Here is a 2095-nt window from a genome sequence, read left to right on the forward strand (position 1 = left end):
GCGTATGGGCTGCGCGCGCTGTGGCAGGCTCGCAAGCCTTCGGCCCTGCAAGCGGCCCAGGGCGAATCGCTGAGCCTGCGCGCCGCACTGCTGCAACTGGCCGGCTTCACGCTGCTGAACCCGCATGTCTACCTGGACACGGTGCTGCTGATGGGCTCGGTCGGTGCGCAGCAGACCAGCGACGCGGCGCGCGCTGCCTTTGTCGTCGGCGCCAGCAGTGCCAGCCTGATCTGGTTCACCGGGCTTGGCTTCGGTGCGCGCAAGCTGGCGCCGCTGTTTGCGAAACCCAGGGCCTGGCAGGTGTTCGACGCCTTGATCGGCCTGGTGATGCTGCTGATGGCCTGGCAACTCATTCCATTGGCGACGGGGGTCGCTGCGGCTTGAGCTGGCAGAACAGGTACGCTCGCGCCCCTATGTTGATCGGAACCCTGTTTGCGCTGGCCGCGGGCCTGATGTGGGGCCTGGTGTTTGTCGGGCCGCTGTTGCTGGCCGACTACCCGGCCGTGATGTTGTCCTTTGGCCGCTACCTGGCGTTTGGCCTGATCGCGCTGCCGCTGGCCTGGTTCGACCGCGCGGCGCTGCGCCAGCTCAGCCGTGCCGACTGGCTGGAAGCGCTGAAGCTCTCGCTGGTCGGCAACGTCATCTACTACCTCTGCCTGTCGGCCGCGATCCAGCGCGCCGGCGGGCCGCTGCCGACGATGATCATCGGCACGCTGCCGGTCGTGATCGCCATCTGCGCCAACCTGCGCGCCGGCAGCCAGGGCGTTGCGTCCGAACGCCTGCCGTGGGCGCGGCTGGCACCGTCGCTGGGCTTGATTGCGCTGGGCATTGCGCTGGTCAACCGCACCGAGCTGGCCCAGCTGCAGGCCGACCCGCATGCCGACCTGGCGCGCTATGCGCTGGGCGCGCTGCTGGCGATTGGCGGCGTCATCTGCTGGACCTGGTACCCACTGCGCAACGCGGACTGGCTCAGAGCCCATGCGGACCGAAGCCCGCGCACCTGGGCCACCGCACAAGGCCTGACGACGCTGCCGCTGGCCGTGATCGGCTACGCCGGGACCTGGCTTTTCTTCTCCGCCACCGATGCGCCCTGGGCCATGCCGCTGGGCCCGCGCCCGCTGCCCTACCTGGGCCTGATGTTCGCCATCGGCCTGTTCGCCTCGTGGCTGGGAACGCTGTGCTGGAACGAGGCCAGCCAGCGCCTGCCGCCACACCTGGCTGGGCAACTGATCGTGTTCGAGACGCTGTCCGCCCTGAGCTATGCCTACCTGCTGCGCGGCGAATGGCCGGCGCCCGCCACGCTGGCCGGCGTGGCCCTGCTGATCGGCGGCGTGATGTGGGCCTTGCGCGTCAAGCCCGAGCCACCGGCGATCGCCGAGCCGGCACCGCACTGAAAGCTCAGACGGACACCTCCGCCAGCGCAGGCACGAACCAGCGCCGGAGCGCTTCAATCAAGCCTGCCGTGCCGCTGCCTTCGCCCACCCAGGCGACGCAGGCATCGGGCCGGATCAACATGGACGGGCCCGCGTCGACGCTGACGCAGCGGATGCCTTGCGTGCTCGCTGTCACCAGCCGGGAGGCCTTGCCATCTGTCGAGGCATCCAGCAGAACAGCCCTGCCGTCTTGCATGCACGCGTACAGCGAGCGCCTGTCGTTGCCGTGGCGGATCTCCCTGTCCGCCGCCAGCCGGCCGACTTCGTCCCGCGCGGACCCCAGCTCGTAGCGCGTGGACAGGCCGCTGGTCATCTCGCCGATGAGCCGGTTGACGTCGTCGAACTGCAGCAGCTTGGCCACGAGTTCCCGCATCGCGCCGGCCTGGGGATCGGGCCGCATGATGGCCGCCTGGGCCAGCGTGTTCGCCAGCACCGCTTCGGCGACGGGACGCCGCTCCGCGGTGTAGGTATCGAGCAGGCTGTCGGGCATTTCGCCGCGCACCACCGCGGCGAGCTTCCAGCCCAGGTTGGCCGCGTCCACCAGCCCCAGGCTCATGCCCTGGCCGCCAAACGGCGTGTGCACATGCGCCGCGTCCCCGGCCAGCAGCACCCGGCCTCGGCGATAGCTGTCGGCAAGCCGCGTGTTGTCGGTCCACTTGCTG

At 69.9% G+C, this 2095-nt stretch carries 3 protein-coding genes; 2 read left to right on the plus strand and 1 reads right to left on the minus strand.

Features of this window, described 5'->3' with window-relative positions; translation table 11 throughout:
• Both FKP22_RS28230 and FKP22_RS28235 read left to right on the plus strand, forming a co-directional pair.
• A partial coding sequence (locus FKP22_RS28230) for a LysE/ArgO family amino acid transporter (RefSeq protein ID WP_170201147.1) occupies positions 1 to 384 on the plus strand: 384 nt, incomplete at its 5' end.
• Between the two features lie 29 nt (positions 385 to 413).
• Positions 414 to 1394 carry a DMT family transporter gene (locus tag FKP22_RS28235; protein WP_141291398.1) on the plus strand — a complete coding sequence of 327 codons (981 nt, stop codon included), beginning with the start codon at positions 414 to 416 and terminating at the stop codon, positions 1392 to 1394.
• Positions 1395 to 1398: 4 nt separating this feature from the next.
• Here the strand turns inward: FKP22_RS28235 and FKP22_RS34435 are convergent.
• Positions 1399 to 2095, minus strand: a 697-nt coding sequence (locus FKP22_RS34435; RefSeq protein ID WP_211361629.1) for an FAD-dependent monooxygenase, incomplete at its 5' end; no start/stop codon positions are given.

This window comes from Ideonella azotifigens, assembly GCF_006519715.1.
Classification (GTDB): domain Bacteria; phylum Pseudomonadota; class Gammaproteobacteria; order Burkholderiales; family Burkholderiaceae_C; genus Ideonella; species Ideonella azotifigens.